Source organism: Pseudomonas sp. TE3895 (assembly GCF_056278855.1).
The window spans coordinates 5,857,015-5,870,566 of the sequence record NZ_JBWBQE010000001.1; the positions used below are offsets into that span (position 1 = coordinate 5,857,015).

Below are 13,552 nucleotides of genomic sequence, written 5' to 3' on the forward strand. Positions count from 1 at the left end.
AGCTCAGGCGATGCCGACTTGGTTACGCCCACCGTTCTTGGCCAGGTAAAGACCTTTATCGGCCGCCGAAATCAGCTGCCGGCAATGGCTGCCGATAGCCGGAGTCTGGGTGGCCAGGCCGATGCTCACGGTCAAGAACGTATCAGCCGTCGGCGCAGTATGGGGGATGCCAAGGCCCAGCACGGTCTGGCGCAGTTTTTCAGCCACCAGCCGCGCCCCGCCTGGCGAGGTATTGGGCAGCACCAGGGCGAACTCTTCGCCGCCATAGCGCGCCGGCAGGTCGGTCGGCCGCGAGCACGAGCTACGGATGGCTTCGGCCACCTGGCGCAAGGCCTCGTCACCGGCCAGATGGCCAAAGCTGTCGTTGTAGACTTTGAAGTAATCCACGTCGATCATCAGCAACGACAACTGCTGCTGTTCACGCATGGCCCGGCGCCATTCCAGCTCCAGGTATTCGTCGAAGTGCCGGCGGTTGGACAGCCCGGTCAGGCCATCGGAGTTCATCAGCCGCTGCAGCATCAGGTTGGAATCAAGCAGCTGCTGCTGGCTGACGCGCAGGGCACGGTAGGCCTCGTCGCGCTGCAGCAGGGTCAGGTAGGAACGCGAGTGGTAGCGGATGCGGGCCACCAGTTCGATGGTGTCAGGCAGCTTGACCAGGTAGTCGTTGGCCCCGGCGGCAAATGCCGCACTCTTGACCAGCGGGTCTTCCTTGGTCGACAGGACGATGATCGGGATGTCCTGGGTCACCGGGTTGTTGCGGTACTCGCGCACCAGGGTCAAGCCGTCCAGGCCAGGCATGATCAGGTCTTGAAGAATGACCGTGGGCTTGATGCGCATGGCCTGGGCCACCGCCTGGTGCGGGTCGGCACAGAAGTGGAAGTCGATGTTGTCTTCATCGGCCAAGCCACGCCGCACCGCTTCGCCGATCATGGCCTGGTCATCGACCAGCAGCACCATCGCCGAGTTCTCGTTGGTGGTCGCGAAACCTTCGATCGGTAAATCATTCATCATTGTTCACCCGATCACTACCGGCCTGGCGGCGTGATTCAATACATTTCGTCATTTTGCGAAAAATTCAGTCAAGCGCCCGGCTATGCGTTCCAGCGGGCGAATTTCCACCGCGGCATCAATAGCCGCAGCAGCCTTGGGCATGCCGTACACCGCGCTGCTGGCCTGGTCCTGGGCAATGGTCAGAAAGCCCTGCTGACGCATCAGCTTCAGGCCTTGGGCACCGTCGCGGCCCATGCCGGTGAGCAGCACGCCCACCGCATCACCATTCCAGTAACGTGCCACGCTCTCAAAGAACACATCGATCGAGGGCCGGTAGATTTCATTCACAGGTTCGGCAGTGTAGGCCAGTTGGCCGCTCTGTAGCAGGCGAATGTGGTGGTTGGTACCGGCCAGGAGTACCTGCCCTGGCTGCGGCGGTTCGCCTTCACGGGCCAGGCGCACCGGCAGGCCTGCTGCGCTGCTGAGCCATTCGGCCATGCCTGCGGCAAACACCTGGTCCACATGCTGGACCAGCACGATGGCCGCCGGAAACGCTGCCGGCAAACCCTTGAGCAACACTTCGAGTGCTGCCGGGCCACCTGCCGAAGACCCGATTGCCACCAACCCGCGGCGCTGGGAAGCCTCGCGCAGCGGCGCAGCCACCGCCCTTGCGGCAGGTGCACGCTGCTGGCCGACCAGCCAGCCAATATTGAGGATCTTGCGCAGCAAGGGCGCCGCTGCTTCGCGGGCATCGCCAGCGCCCAGCGCAGGCGTGTCGACCACATCGAGAGCGCCATGGCCCATGGCCTCGAATACCCGGTGTACGTTCTGTTTACGGTCGACCGTGACGATGACGATGGCGCACGGGGTTTCGGCCATGATCCGCCGGGTCGCCTCGACACCGTCCATCACCGGCATGATCAGGTCCATGAGGATCAGGTCCGGTAACTGCTCGGTGCAGCGCTGCACCGCCTCGGCACCGTTGCTGGCCACCCACACAACCTGGTGTGCGGGCTCCAGGGCGACCGCCCGGCGCAACGCTTCGACGGCCAGGGGCATGTCATTGACGATGGCGATCTTCATCCCTGAGCACCTCCGATCAGCTCCACCACAGCATCCAGCAACGCATCGTCGTGGAAACTGGCCTTTGCCAAATAGTAGTCGGCGCCGGCGTCCAGGCCACGCCGTCGGTCTTCCTCACGGTCTTTATAGGACACCACCATCACCGGCAACGACTGCAGGCGCTGGTCGCGACGCACCAGGGTAACCAGCTCGATACCGTCCATGCGCGGCATGTCGATGTCGGTGATCAGCAGGTCGAAGTCCTCACTGCGCAGGGCGTTCCAGCCGTCCATGCCATCCACCGCCACCGCCACGTCGTAGCCACGGTTGCCCAGCAGCTTGCGCTGCAGCTCGCGTACGGTCAGCGAGTCGTCGACCACCAGGATGCGTTTGCGGACTACGCCACGGGCTCCGCTGCTGCCGCGTTCGATGCGCTCCAGGCTGCCCGTGCTGAGCAGTTTTTCCACCGAACGTAGCAAGTCTTCGACATCGACAATCAGGACCACCGAGCCATCATCGAGCAAGGCGCCGGAGGAAATGTCCTGCACCTTCCCCAGGCGTGGGTCGAGTGGCATCACGACCAGCACCCGCTCCCCCACCAGCCGCTCCACGGCCACCCCGTACAGCTGCTCGCGCTCACGAATCACCACTACCCGCAAGCTGGCTTCGTCGCTTTGCCCCGCCGGGCGATTGAGCAACTGGCTGGCCGCCACCAGGCCAATATGCCGGCCTTCGTGCCAGAAGTGCTGGCGCCCTTCGATCTGCACGATCTGTTCGGCGGTCACTTCCAGCGTGCGTTCGATATGCGCCAGCGGGAAGGCGTAAGCCTCCCCGCCCACCTCGACCACCAGGCTGCGAACGACCGACAGGGTCAGCGGCACCTGAAGATGGAAGCGACAGCCCTGCCCTGCCACCTGGGTCAATTCGATCGAGCCGCGCAGCTCGCGGATCAAGTGCTGCACCGCATCCAGCCCCACACCGCGCCCGGACACTTCGGTAACCTTGTCACGCAGGCTGAAACCGGGCAGGAACAGGAACGTCAGCAGCTCCGCCTCACTCATCCGCGTCACCGTGTCAGCGGGCGACAGGGCGCGCTCGACGATGCTGCTGCGCAGGCGCTCCAGGTCGATACCGGCGCCATCGTCGATCAGCTCCAGGCTGAGCATGCCCGCTTGGTGCGAAGCCCGCAGGCGGATCACCCCTTCGTCCGGCTTGCCCGCCAGCAAGCGCCGCTCGGGCAACTCGATGCCGTGGTCGACGGCATTGCGCAACAGGTGGGTCAGCGGTGCTTCGAGCTTTTCCAGCACATCGCGGTCGACCTGGGTCTTCTCCCCTTCCACCACCAGCCGCACCGGCTTGCCCAGCGAACGGCCCAGGTCGCGGACCATGCGGCTTTGCCCGGTCAGCACGTCGGCAAACGGCCGCATCCGACAGGCCAGGGCGGTGTCATACAACAACTGCGCACGCTGGCTGGCCTGCCAGCCGAACTCATCCAGGTCGGCCGCCTGCTGCTGCAGAATCTGCTGGGTCTCTGCCAACAGGCGCTGGGTCTGTGCCAAGGCTTCCAGCACCTCGCTGCCCTGCCCCGTGTCTTCCAGTTGCATGCGCAAGCCGTCAAGCGCCTGCATACCTTGGCCGTGCATGCGCTTGAGGCGCTGAAGGGTAGCCAGGTATGGCTTGAGCCGCTGGGTTTCCACCAGCGACTTGCTGGACAGGTCAAGCAGGCTATTAAGGCGGTCGGCGGTGACACGCAGTACCCGCTCGGCACCTTCGCCGGCACGCTTGCCAGCCTTGCGCCGCAGGGCGGGTTCGGGCTCTGGCTCCGGCGGTTCGGCTGGCATTACCCTAGGTGCAGGCGGCAGGGTTGCCAGCGGCGGTTCCGGCGGCACGGATGCCGCCAGTGGCACGACAGGCATGGCAGAGGCGCCCGGGTCGAGCAGGCTGGCCATTTGCGCAAGAAACACCGGCAAGGTCGCCTGCGCCCCGGCATCGCCGGGTGTGGCAATACGCATCAGCAGGTCGGTACCTTGCAACAGCGCGTCAATATGCTCGGCGGTCAGCCGCAGTCGGCCTTCCTGGGCCGCTACCAGGCAGTCTTCCATCACGTGGGCGACACTGACGCCAGCATCCACCCCGACAATGCGCGCAGCCCCCTTGAGCGAGTGGGCAGCGCGCATGCAGGCCTCGAGCTGGTCGGCCTGGGTAGGGTTGCGCTCCAGTGCCATCAGGCCGGCATTGAGCACTTGGGTCTGCGCCTCGGCCTCCAGGCTGAACAGTTCGAGCAACGATGCGTCGCGCATTTGCTCTGGGGTCATGACAGGCTCCGCTGCACGGCAGACAGTAAGTGTTGATCGTCCAGAACCCGCACGCTGCGGCCGCGCCACTGCAGGACTGCGGCGGTGAAGCGTGTGGCGTCCCGGCCACTGCCCAGCAACTGCGGGTCGAGCCGGTGAATACCGTCGATTTCCTCGACAGCCATCACCACCGGCCCGCCTTCGGCGGCCAGAATCAGCATACGTGGCATCGCCCGTGCGCTGCGTTGCTCGGTGGAGCCGGCCTGCACCCCGAGCAAGTCAGCCAGGGACAGACACGGCACCAACGCACCGCGTACATTGGCAACCCCGTGCAGCAGCCGCGAGCGCTGGTGCGGCAATGAATGCACCGCCTGCAACGGGGCGATTTCGGCCAGGCAGGCGGTAGCCAGCGCCAGCCACTCTTCGCCCAGACGGAACAGCAGCATGGAGCGACCGGTGTTTTCCGCGTCCGGCTGCACCGCTGTAGCCTGGTGCTCCTGCACCAGCGCATAGCGGTCGAGCAAGCGCGTGGCCGCAGCGGCATACACCTCGCAATTGCGGCAATGAACATGCCGCTCCAGCAGTGGGCACTGCTTGTCGCCGCGCACGCCAATGCGGTTCCAGCAGTCGTCGATGTGCGCGTCATCCTCGGCGAGCAACTGCATCGCGGATTCACTGTTCATCGTTCAGACTCCCGGCCAGCCCGCGCCGCGCGCTCCTGAAGGCGCCGAGCGCCGGCCAGGTCACCCTGGGCCGCCAGCAAGGCGGCCAGGTGCACCAGCGCCTCGGGGTGCTGTGGTTCCAGGTACAGGGCCTTGCGATAGTGGCTCAGCGCCTGCTGCGCATCGCCTTCGGTATCACTGAGCAACCCCAGCCAGTAGTACACCTGTGCCGACGGCGGGTACTGGCTCAGGTAGCGCTGGCATTCGCTACGGGCCTGCTCGCTGGCACCGGCATTGGCCAACCGGGCAATGTCGGCCAGCAATTCGCTGGCCCCCTCGTGCCTGTGCTCGCGGGCTGGCGCTGGCCTGGCAGCCACCGGCAGCACACGCAGCGAACGCGGCAACGGCACACTGGGCTGCGGATAAACCGGTGCGGGCAACGTCGCGAACGTACGCTTGGCGGGTTGGGCGGGTGCCGCCGCCAAGGGGGGGCTGTCGCCTTCGTGACGCACATAGGCAAACGACTGGGCGATCCCCAATGGACGCATGCCCATGCGTGCCAACAAGCTGCCTTCGGCCGGGCCGATGAACAGCACACCCTGCGGATGCAGCAAGCGCTTGAGCACTTCGAACACACGCTGCTGGGTCGGTACGTCGAAATAGATCAACAGGTTGCGACAGAACACGAAGTCATACAGGCCGTCGCGGCTGGCCAGCGCCGGGTCAAGCACATTGCCCACCCGCAGGCTGACTTGCTGGCGTACCCGCTCATGCAGGCGGTGGCCTTCGTCCAGAGCATCGAAGTAGCGCTCGCGAAAGCCCAGTTCGCTACCCCGGAACGCATTGCGCCCATATACCGCCTGCCCGGCCTTGGCTACTGAACTTGGGCTGATGTCCATTCCATCGACAAGGAATGCCCCTGGCGCCATGCCGGCGTCAAACAAGGCCATGGCCAGCGAATAGGGCTCCTCGCCAGTAGAACACGGCAGGCTGAGTAATCGCAGCGGGCGCGCGCCAGCCAGTTTAGCCAGGCGTTTATGGGCCAGGCTGGCCAGCGCAGTGAAGGATTCGGGGTAACGGAAAAACCAGGTTTCCGGGACGATCACCGCTTCGATCAGCGCCTGTTGCTCATCTGCCGACTGCTGCAGGCGCAGCCAGTAATCGTCCAGGTCCATCGCGCCCGCAGCCACGCAACGTTGGCGCAGCGCGCGTTCGACCATGGGCGCGCCCACCGACTCCACGTCCAGGCCAATACGCTCGCGCAAGAAGCGGAAGAAACGCTGTTCGTTCATGTTGGCATCCCTGTCGGGTCTTGCGTGTACAGCAATTGGTGCACGGTGTCGGGCAGCAGGTCATTGACTTCGATGCGCTGCAGCAGCCCCTGGGCATCCTGGCGCACCGGGCCCAGATAAGGCGCTTCACCGGTGTCCACCCCATAGGGCTGGAACTCGTCCGGTTGGCAACGCAGGGTTTCGGTGGCCTGCTCCAGGATCAGGCCAAGCTGCAGGCCGCCTCGGTAGTGCACCAGCACCAAGCGGGTGCTGGTGCGTTGCTCCGCCGGCTGGCCAAAGCTCAAGGCGGCAAGGTCGATGACCGGAACCAACTGGCCACGATGGGCGAGGATGCCCGCGACCCAGGCAGGTGCCTGGGCGATCGGCTTGAGCGGCTGACGCGGCAACACTTCGATCACCTCGTGCACGCTCAGGGCAAAACGCTGCGCTCTGATGCGAAACTGCAGGTACAACGCCCCCCCGGTGTTCGCCGCCCGCGCAGTGCGCAGTTGCAAGTCGTTCATCGCGGTCAGACTTTGAAGCGCGACACGCCGCCACGCAGGCCCGCGGCCACCTGGCTCAGCTCATCGATGGCATAGCTGGCCTGACGCAGCGACTCGACAGTCTGGGTGCTGGCATCGCTGAGCTGGGCCAGTGCCTGGTTGATCTGCTCGGCACCGGTGGCCTGGGCCTGCATGCCTTCGTTGACCATCAATACGCGCGGCGCCAACGCCTGCACCTGGTGAATGATCTGGCTGAGTTGCTCGCCCACCTGTTGCACCTCGAACATGCCGCGGCGCACTTCTTCGGAGAACTTGTCCATCCCCATGACACCGGCCGACACTGCCGACTGGATCTCGCGCACCATTTGCTCGATGTCGTAGGTGGCCACGGCGGTCTGGTCGGCAAGGCGGCGCACTTCGGTCGCGACCACGGCAAAGCCGCGGCCATATTCACCGGCCTTTTCCGCTTCGATGGCGGCGTTGAGCGACAGCAGATTGGTCTGGTCGGCAACCTTGACGATGGTTACCACCATCTGGGTGATGTTGCTGGCTTTCTCGTTGAGGATACCGAGCTTGGCATTGACCAGGTCGGCAGCGCCCATCACCTGATGCATGGTCTCTTCCATGCGTGCCAGGCCCTGCTGCCCGGAGCCTGCCAGACTGGATGCCTGATCAGCAGCCGTGGTCACTTCGGTCATGGTGCGCACCAGGTCCCGCGAAGTCGCGGCGATTTCCCGCGAGGTAGCGCCGATTTCGGTGGTGGTAGCGGCCGTCTCGGTGGCGGTGGCCTGCTGTTGCTTGGACGTGGCGGCAATTTCGGTGACCGAAGTGGTCACCTGCACCGACGAGCGTTGGGCCTGGGCCACCAGGTTGGCCAGAGCCTCGGCCATTTCGTTGAAGCCGCTTTCGATGGCGCCGAATTCGTCCTTGCGATCCAGGCTCAGGCGCATGCTCAGGTCACCGGAACGCAGCTTGTCGAGGGCATGCACGATACGCTGCATGGGCGCTGTGATAGCGCGCAGCAGCAACAGGCCGCAGATGCCGGCAGCGATGATTGCCAGCAACAGGGAAACCACCATGCTGCCTTTGGCCGTGTTGACCGCGTTGACGATCTCGTTGGTGGCGGCATCAGCAGAGGCCCGATTGTTCTCGATGACTTCATTGAGGTGCTCGCGCCCATCCTTCCAGGCCGGAGTGAGGACCTCGGTGATCAGCCGCTGGGCCTCGTCGTAGTTGCGCTGACCGTACGCATCCAGCACCTGGTTGACGATTTTGAGGTAGCTTTCTTCCAGTTGCACGAAGCTGTCGAAGCGGACCTGGTCGTCTTTGTCCTGGATGGTGGCCTGGTAGCTGGCCATGTATTGCTTCAGCCGGTTATCGAAGCTTCTGAACAGTTCCAGGTCGGCCGAAGTGATTTCACGATGGTTGGACAGGCCCACCAGTTGCTGGCTGGTGACGTAGCTGTCGACCCAGGCGCTGCGGATCATCGAGCTGTAGTAGACGCCGGGAATGCTGTCGGTCCCCACCGCCTCTTCGGCGGTTTCGATAGTCACCAACCGCGAGTAGGCGGCCACGATCATCAGCAGCATGATGGCGATGATCACGGCGAAACTTGCCAGGATCCGTTGGCGCAAGGTCCAGTTCTTCACATTCAGCCCTCAGGAATTCACAACGAGCGGGAAAAATCGCCGAAGTATAGCCCAGAGGTCTTACGGTTTATCGGGCGAAATGCGCGGATTGGGTAAAAGCTGGCAAGGCTTGCCGTGACATTTTCCGCGCTCGGTTCGACAAGCGCAGAAAATGTCCTGATAAGCGCTGCTACTGCGCAACCGCATCCCTCACCTGAGCCTCCAGCTCCTGGCGCAATCCCGGGTCCAGCCGCAGCTGACGTGCCAGCTCGTCCAGGTAGGCACGCTCCATGAAGTTTTCCTGATCGACCATCATCACGCTGGCCAGGTACATCTCAGCAGCCATCTCCGGCGTTTGCGCAGCGCGGGCCACTTCGGCCGGGTCCAGCGGTTTGTTCAGCTCGGCATGCAGCCAGTGCTGCAATTCGCGGTCGCTGTCCAGGCGCGTGAACTCGCCCTCGATCAGCGCCCGCTCGCGCTCGTCGATATGCCCATCGGACTTGGCCGCAGCCACCAGGGCGCGCAGTACCGCCTGGCTGTGCTGCTCGGCCTGGGCCGGCGGCAGGCGGTCTATCGTCTGAGGCTCGGCTGCGGCCACACGCTGGTTTGCCTGCCAGTTGCCATAAGCTTTATAGGCCAGCACCCCCAGCGCGGCGAGGCCACCGTAAGTCAGGGCTTTGCCACCGTACTTGCGGGCCTTCTTGCTACCCAGCAACAGGCCCAGAGCGCCGCCCCCCAAAAGACCGCCCCCTGCTCCGGACAATAACCCGCCAAGCCCGCCTGACGCGCTGCCAGGTTTGGTCGCGCCCCCCTGCTTCTCGAGCATTTGCTGGCCGGATTTGAGGAGTTGATCAAGCAAGCCCCGGGTATTCATTCGCGTGTCTCCACGTAAGAAGATTCAAACGCCAGAGTAAGGCTTGGCCGAGCACACGCCATGCAGGGATTTGCTTCAGGATGTTGCGTTAGCTGGCAAAAAGCCAACTAGACTCGATATCGCCAATACCTCGCACTCACGCACTACGCTTATAACAATTGCTTCACTGCTTGCCTCATGACTGCCCGAACAAGATCGCCAAGAAGAGGGAACACCATGTCAGTGCACAAGACCGCATTGCTCGGCGCCACCACCTGCGCCATGCTGGCCAGCGCCAGCCTGCAGGCCGCCGAAGCGCCCAAGGCCCTGGGGGCCGGCGAGGGGCGCCTGGACATCGTCGCCTGGCCCGGCTACATCGAACGCGGTGAAAGCGACAAGGCCTACGACTGGGTGACCGGTTTCGAAAAGGAAACCGGCTGCAAGGTCAGCGTGAAAACGGCCGCCACCTCGGACGAGATGGTCAGCCTGATGACCAAGGGCGGCTATGACCTGGTCACCGCCTCGGGTGATGCATCGCTGCGGCTGATTGCAGGCAAGCGCGTACAGCCGATCAACACCGCCTTGATCCCCAACTGGAAAACCATCGACCCGCGCCTGCAGAACGGTGGCTGGTATGTGGTCGACAAGCAGGTGTACGGCACGCCGTACCAGTGGGGGCCAAACGTGCTGCTGTACAACACCAACACCTTCAAGCAGGCCCCCACCAGCTGGAGCGTGGTGTTCGAGCCGCAGAACCTGCCCGACGGCAAGCCAAACAAGGGCCGCGTGCAAGCCTATGACGGGCCGATCTACATCGCCGATGCAGCGCTGTACCTGAAGTCGGCCAGGCCCGAACTGGGCATCAAGGACCCGTACGAACTGAACGAGGCACAATACAAGGCCGTGCTGGAACTGCTGCGCCAACAGCAACCGCTGATCCACCGCTATTGGCATGACGCCACGGTGCAGATGAGCGATGTGAAAAACGAAGGCGTGGTTGCCTCCAGCTCCTGGGGCTACATGGTCAATGGCCTCAAGGCCGAGAACCAGCCAGTGGCCTCGACCATTCCCAAGGAGGGCGCGACCGGCTGGGCCGACACCACCATGCTGCACGCCGAGGCCAAGCACCCCAATTGCGCCTACAAATGGATGGACTGGTCGTTGCAACCTAAGGTGCAAGGCGATGTGGCGGCCTGGTTCGGCTCGTTGCCGGCTGTGCCGGCGGCGTGCACCGGCAGCGAACTGCTGGGGGCCGAGGGCTGCAAGACCAACGGCTTTGACAACTTCGACAAGATTGCCTTCTGGAAAACACCGCAGGCCCAAGGCGGCAAGTTCGTGCCTTACAGCCGCTGGACCCAGGACTACATTGCGATCATGGGTGGTCGCTGAGGTTGTCTGAATGCCTGTACCGGCCTTTTCCCGGGCAAGCCCGCTCCCCCAGGTTCTTCACCGCCTGCAAGGGTGGCGCTCCACCTGTAGGAGCGGGCTTGCCCGCGAAGAGGCCGGCACAGGAGACATATTCATACCTGGAGTCCACGCATGCCCCTAGCCGTCCAGTTCACCCAGGTTTCCCGCACCTTCGGCGAGGTCAAGGCCGTCGACCAGGTCAGCATCGACATCATCGATGGCGAGTTCTTTTCCATGCTCGGCCCTTCCGGCTCGGGCAAAACCACCTGCCTGCGCCTGATCGCAGGCTTCGAGCAACCCTCCAGCGGCTCGATCCGCATCCAAGGGGTCGAGGCCGCTGGCCTGCCGCCCTACCAACGTGACGTCAACACAGTGTTCCAGGACTATGCGCTGTTCCCGCACATGAACGTGCTGGACAACATCGCTTATGGCCTGAAGGTAAAAGGCGCGGGCAAGGCCGAACGCTACAGCCGCGCCGAAGAAGCCCTGGCCATGGTGGCCCTGGCCGGCTATGGCGCGCGTAAGCCGGCACAGCTGTCTGGCGGCCAGCGTCAGCGCGTGGCCCTGGCCCGGGCGTTGGTCAACCGCCCGCGGGTGCTGCTGCTCGATGAGCCACTGGGCGCGCTGGACCTGAAATTGCGCGAACAGATGCAAGGCGAGCTGAAAAAGCTGCAACGCCAACTGGGCATCACCTTCATCTTCGTCACCCACGACCAGACCGAAGCGCTGTCGATGTCCGACCGGGTCGCGGTGTTCAACCGCGGCCGTATCGAACAGGTCGACACCCCGCGCAACCTGTACATGAAGCCCAGCACAACCTTCGTCGCTGAATTCGTCGGCACGTCCAACGTGGTGCGTGGCGAGCTGGCCATGCAGCTCAACGGCAGCCTTGCGCCCTTCTCCATCCGTCCCGAACACATTCGCCTGGGCGACCCGGTAGTGACCAGCCATGAGGTACAGGTCAGCGGCGTGCTGCACGATGTCCAGTACCAAGGCAGCGCCACACGCTACGAACTGCAGCTGGAAAACGGTCAACTGCTGGCAGTAAGCCAGGCCAATGACCGCTGGCAAAAGCAGGTGCAGGCCTGGCAGCCCGGGCAACGCCTGCAGGCGCACTGGCCCCGCGAGGCCATGACGGTGCTGCAGGAAACCGAGGGCCGCTGACATGAGCACACTGCGCGCCCTGTCCAACCTGCTGTACCGGCGCCCCAACCTGTACCTGGCACTGCTGTTGATCCCGCCGCTGACCTGGTTCGGCGCGATTTACCTGGGTTCGCTGCTGAACCTGCTGTGGCAGGGCTTCTATACCTTCGACGACTTCACCATGGCGGTGACCCCGGACCTGACCCTGGGCAACTTCGCCGCACTGTTCAACCCGTCGAACTTCGACATCATCCTGCGCACCCTGGGCATGGCGGTGGCGGTGTCGCTGGCCAGCGCGGTACTGGCCTTCCCCATCGCCTATTACATGGCGCGTTACACCAGCGGCAAGACCAAGGCGTTTTTCTACATCGCGGTGATGATGCCGATGTGGGCCAGCTACATCGTCAAGACCTATGCCTGGACCCTGCTATTGGCCAAGGGCGGTGTGGCCCAATGGTTCGTCCAGCAGTTGCACCTGGACGGCCTGCTGCAGGCGGTGCTGGCCGTGCCGGGCGTGGGCGGCAGCACGCTGTCGACTTCGCACCTGGGGCGCTTCCTGGTGTTCGTGTATATCTGGCTGCCGTTCATGATCCTGCCGATCCAGGCCTCGCTGGAGCGCTTGCCACCGTCGCTGCTGCAGGCTTCGGCGGACCTGGGCGCCCGGCCAGGGCAAACGTTCGTGCAGGTGATCCTGCCGCTGTCGATCCCCGGTATCGCCGCCGGCTCGATCTTCACTTTCTCGCTCACCCTGGGCGACTTCATCGTGCCGCAGCTGGTCGGGCCGCCCGGCTACTTCATCGGCAGCATGGTCTATGCCCAGCAAGGGGCGATCGGCAACATGCCGATGGCCGCCGCGTTCACCTTGGTGCCCATTGTGCTGATCGCGGTATACCTGGCCATCGTCAAGCGTCTGGGGGCCTTCGATGCACTCTGAAAAAGCGTCGGCAGGGCTGCGCCTGGCGGCCTGGGGCGGGTTGTTGTTCCTGCACTTCCCGATCCTGATCATCTTCCTGTACGCCTTCAACACCGAAGACGCGGCGTTCAGCTTTCCACCCAAGGGCTTTACCCTGAAGTGGATCGACGTGGCCTTTGCCCGGCCCGATGTGCTCGAGGCAATCAAGCTGTCACTGCAGGTGGCTTGCCTGGCCACTTTAATCGCACTGGTGCTCGGTACGCTGGCCTCGGCGGCGCTCTATCGGCGCAGCTTCTTCGGCAAGGAGAGCATTTCGCTGGTGCTGATCCTGCCCATTGCCCTGCCAGGCATCATCACCGGTATCGCCCTGCTCTCGGCGTTCAAGACGTTAGGGATAGAGCCCGGGGTGTTCACCATCGTAGTCGGCCACGCCACGTTCTGCGTGGTGATCGTCTACAACAACGTGATCGCCCGCCTGAGGCGTACCTCGCAAAGCCTGATCGAAGCCTCGATGGACCTTGGTGCCGACGGTTGGCAGACCTTCCGCTACATCGTCCTGCCCAACCTCGGCTCGGCGCTGCTGGCGGGCGGCATGCTGGCCTTTGCCTTGTCGTTCGATGAAATCATCGTCACCACGTTCACCGCCGGCCATGAGCGCACCCTGCCAATCTGGCTGCTCAACCAGCTCAGCCGCCCACGCGACGTGCCCGTGACCAACGTTGTCGCCATGCTGGTGATGCTGGTGACCATGCTGCCGATTCTTGGCGCCTATTACCTGACCCGTGGCGGAGACAGCGTCGCGGGCGGTGGAAAATGACCCTGGAGG

The 13,552-nt window shown here is 63.9% G+C and carries 12 protein-coding genes; 4 read left to right on the forward strand and 8 right to left on the reverse strand.

Annotated features, from left to right (window positions below):
* Positions 1-3: 3 nt before the first annotated feature.
* The 8 genes from wspR to ACZ889_RS26535 form a co-directional block, all read right to left on the reverse strand.
* Positions 4-1,008 (reverse strand): Wsp signal transduction system regulator diguanylate cyclase WspR, encoded by a 1,005-nt coding sequence (gene wspR, locus ACZ889_RS26500; protein ID WP_004575465.1) that lies wholly within the window; start codon positions 1,006-1,008, stop codon positions 4-6.
* 51 nt (positions 1,009-1,059) lie between these two features.
* Positions 1,060-2,073: a Wsp signal transduction system protein-glutamate methylesterase WspF gene (gene wspF, locus ACZ889_RS26505; RefSeq protein WP_476257970.1), complete on the reverse strand. Its 1,014-nt coding sequence runs from the start codon at positions 2,071-2,073 to the stop codon at positions 1,060-1,062.
* Complete coding sequence (locus ACZ889_RS26510; RefSeq protein WP_476257971.1) at positions 2,070-4,367, reverse strand: response regulator; 2,298 nt, start codon at positions 4,365-4,367, stop codon at positions 2,070-2,072. Before ACZ889_RS26510 ends, wspF begins: the two co-directional genes overlap by 4 nt.
* Positions 4,364-5,029 (reverse strand): chemotaxis protein CheW, encoded by a 666-nt coding sequence (locus ACZ889_RS26515; protein WP_180689348.1) that lies wholly within the window; start codon positions 5,027-5,029, stop codon positions 4,364-4,366. The genes ACZ889_RS26510 and ACZ889_RS26515 overlap by 4 nt, the downstream gene beginning before the upstream one ends.
* Positions 5,026-6,300, reverse strand: a complete 1,275-nt coding sequence (locus ACZ889_RS26520; RefSeq protein WP_476257972.1) for a CheR family methyltransferase — start codon at positions 6,298-6,300, stop codon at positions 5,026-5,028. The genes ACZ889_RS26515 and ACZ889_RS26520 overlap by 4 nt, the downstream gene beginning before the upstream one ends.
* On the reverse strand, positions 6,297-6,803 hold the full coding sequence (locus tag ACZ889_RS26525) for a chemotaxis protein CheW (RefSeq protein WP_180689346.1): 507 nt from the start codon (positions 6,801-6,803) through the stop codon (positions 6,297-6,299). The genes ACZ889_RS26520 and ACZ889_RS26525 overlap by 4 nt, the downstream gene beginning before the upstream one ends.
* Before the next feature lie 5 nt (positions 6,804-6,808).
* Complete coding sequence (locus tag ACZ889_RS26530; protein WP_014860537.1) at positions 6,809-8,431, reverse strand: methyl-accepting chemotaxis protein; 1,623 nt, start codon at positions 8,429-8,431, stop codon at positions 6,809-6,811.
* A 169-nt stretch (positions 8,432-8,600) separates the two neighbouring features.
* On the reverse strand, positions 8,601-9,284 hold the full coding sequence (locus ACZ889_RS26535; protein WP_180689344.1) for a tellurite resistance TerB family protein: 684 nt from the start codon (positions 9,282-9,284) through the stop codon (positions 8,601-8,603).
* A 216-nt stretch (positions 9,285-9,500) separates the two neighbouring features.
* On the opposite strand from ACZ889_RS26535, the gene ydcS reads away from it, so the two are divergent.
* The 4 genes from ydcS (at position 9,501) to ACZ889_RS26555 (ending at position 13,543) form a co-directional block, all read left to right on the forward strand.
* Complete coding sequence (ydcS, locus tag ACZ889_RS26540) at positions 9,501-10,652, forward strand: putative ABC transporter substrate-binding protein YdcS (protein WP_003252185.1); 1,152 nt, start codon at positions 9,501-9,503, stop codon at positions 10,650-10,652.
* 150 nt (positions 10,653-10,802) lie between these two features.
* Positions 10,803-11,834 carry an ABC transporter ATP-binding protein gene (locus tag ACZ889_RS26545; RefSeq protein ID WP_180689342.1) on the forward strand — a complete coding sequence of 344 codons (1,032 nt, stop codon included), beginning with the start codon at positions 10,803-10,805 and terminating at the stop codon, positions 11,832-11,834.
* 1 nt (position 11,835) lies between these two features.
* Positions 11,836-12,747, forward strand: coding sequence for an ABC transporter permease (locus tag ACZ889_RS26550; RefSeq protein WP_003252181.1), 912 nt, complete (start codon positions 11,836-11,838; stop codon positions 12,745-12,747).
* Complete coding sequence (locus ACZ889_RS26555) at positions 12,737-13,543, forward strand: ABC transporter permease (RefSeq protein WP_003252179.1); 807 nt, start codon at positions 12,737-12,739, stop codon at positions 13,541-13,543. The genes ACZ889_RS26550 and ACZ889_RS26555 overlap by 11 nt, the downstream gene beginning before the upstream one ends.
* Positions 13,544-13,552: the final 9 nt, after the last annotated feature.

Bases quoted from the DNA above. Each gene is read 5' to 3' on its own strand.
- ACZ889_RS26515 (WP_180689348.1), bottom strand. From the start codon at position 5,029: ATGAACAGTGAATCCGCGATGCAGTTGCTCGCCGAGGATGACGCGCAC.
- ydcS (WP_003252185.1), top strand. From the start codon at position 9,501: ATGTCAGTGCACAAGACCGCATTGCTCGGCGCCACCACCTGCGCCATG.
- ACZ889_RS26555 (WP_003252179.1), top strand. From the start codon at position 12,737: ATGCACTCTGAAAAAGCGTCGGCAGGGCTGCGCCTGGCGGCCTGGGGC.
- ACZ889_RS26520 (WP_476257972.1), bottom strand. From the start codon at position 6,300: ATGAACGAACAGCGTTTCTTCCGCTTCTTGCGCGAGCGTATTGGCCTG.
- wspF (WP_476257970.1), bottom strand. From the start codon at position 2,073: ATGAAGATCGCCATCGTCAATGACATGCCCCTGGCCGTCGAAGCGTTG.
- ACZ889_RS26510 (WP_476257971.1), bottom strand. From the start codon at position 4,367: ATGACCCCAGAGCAAATGCGCGACGCATCGTTGCTCGAACTGTTCAGC.
- ACZ889_RS26535 (WP_180689344.1), bottom strand. From the start codon at position 9,284: ATGAATACCCGGGGCTTGCTTGATCAACTCCTCAAATCCGGCCAGCAA.
- ACZ889_RS26550 (WP_003252181.1), top strand. From the start codon at position 11,836: ATGAGCACACTGCGCGCCCTGTCCAACCTGCTGTACCGGCGCCCCAAC.
- ACZ889_RS26545 (WP_180689342.1), top strand. From the start codon at position 10,803: ATGCCCCTAGCCGTCCAGTTCACCCAGGTTTCCCGCACCTTCGGCGAG.
- ACZ889_RS26525 (WP_180689346.1), bottom strand. From the start codon at position 6,803: ATGAACGACTTGCAACTGCGCACTGCGCGGGCGGCGAACACCGGGGGG.
- wspR (WP_004575465.1), bottom strand. From the start codon at position 1,008: ATGAATGATTTACCGATCGAAGGTTTCGCGACCACCAACGAGAACTCG.